2 protein-coding genes and 1 pseudogene are annotated in these 1,125 nt (G+C 32.8%); all 3 read left to right on the top strand.

Going from position 1 to position 1,125, the window contains the following annotated elements; all coding sequences use genetic code 11:
* Positions 1–641: SH3 domain-containing protein (locus HMPREF1551_RS10545; protein ID WP_021629127.1), on the top strand; the 641-nt coding region annotated here is incomplete at its 5' end.
* Positions 642–667: 26 nt separating this feature from the next.
* Complete coding sequence (locus HMPREF1551_RS10550) at positions 668–1,024, top strand: KilA-N domain-containing protein (protein WP_021629128.1); 357 nt, start codon at positions 668–670, stop codon at positions 1,022–1,024.
* A 31-nt stretch (positions 1,025–1,055) separates the two neighbouring features.
* Positions 1,056–1,125: pseudogene (locus HMPREF1551_RS14515) on the top strand (SH3 domain-containing protein); the annotation flags it as partial.

Genomic DNA, 1,125 nt, shown 5'->3' on the forward strand with positions numbered 1-1,125 from the left:
TAGTAAAAGACAAAGACGGCTATGTAAACATTCGTGCTAAAGGAAACGTAAAAAGCAAAATTGTAGGCACTTTGCCGAACAATACACTTGTATATACTTTATTTGATACTATACAAGATGAAACTGGTGAAGAGATATTTTTTAATTGGTTGTATGTAGATAAAGGGTATGTACATAAAAGTCGCCTAAAGATGATAAGCGAATTTCCCTCGATTGGCAAAGGTAAAGAGCAAGGCAATAGTATTACTATTGCAGGTAAAGGCATTAGTGTAACCCTTACCAAACAGCCATTTGATAAAACCAAACACAAGATTACCAAGAAAAGACATAAAGAGTATAATGAGCTTATCATTGACGGAAAGAAAATATATGGACTAGACAATGATGAGTTCCTACCTAAAGATCATTACAAGAGTATCACTGTAACTATCAATGGTAAAGACGTACCTATCCCTAAAAGTGCCTATGATGATTTGTATGAGATTGGCATTTGGGACACTAACAATTTTGCGTATTATGATAGGGAAGATGATGTACTTTATATCATTGCACACAATGGCGATGGGTATCTTGCTTACGAAGTATGCTGGCAAATAGTAAAAGGTGAGTATAAAACCCGTATCATCGGAGAACCTCTTTAATGATGTAACTAAAAATTACCAAATATATGACACCAACAAATAATAAACTTAAAGTACAAGATGTTGAAATATCTTTAGCTACAATAGACAATCAGGATTATATTTCATTAACAGATATGGCTAAAGGTAAAAATGATGAAGCAAGAGCTGCTGATATAATAAAGAACTGGATAAGAAATAGAAGTACATTAGAATTTTTAGGTACTTGGGAAATACTTTATAACCCTAATTTTAAAGTGGTCGAATTCGACCACTTTAAAAAAGAAGCTGGATTGCCAACATTTACTATTAGCGTTTCAAATTGGGTAGAGAGTACATCTGAAATCTATCAAGAAACCTTCAAACGATACTTATATAAGTATGGAAAGCAACAAACAACTTGATAAATAGCTTGTTATCAATTATCTATTGGATATGAAACACTTACTTATTTTATTCCTACTCCTTACAACCAATGCCTTTGCACAAGGTCCTTTTGGAGATT

This window comes from Capnocytophaga sp. oral taxon 863 str. F0517, assembly GCF_000466425.1.
GTDB lineage: Bacteria > Bacteroidota > Bacteroidia > Flavobacteriales > Flavobacteriaceae > Capnocytophaga.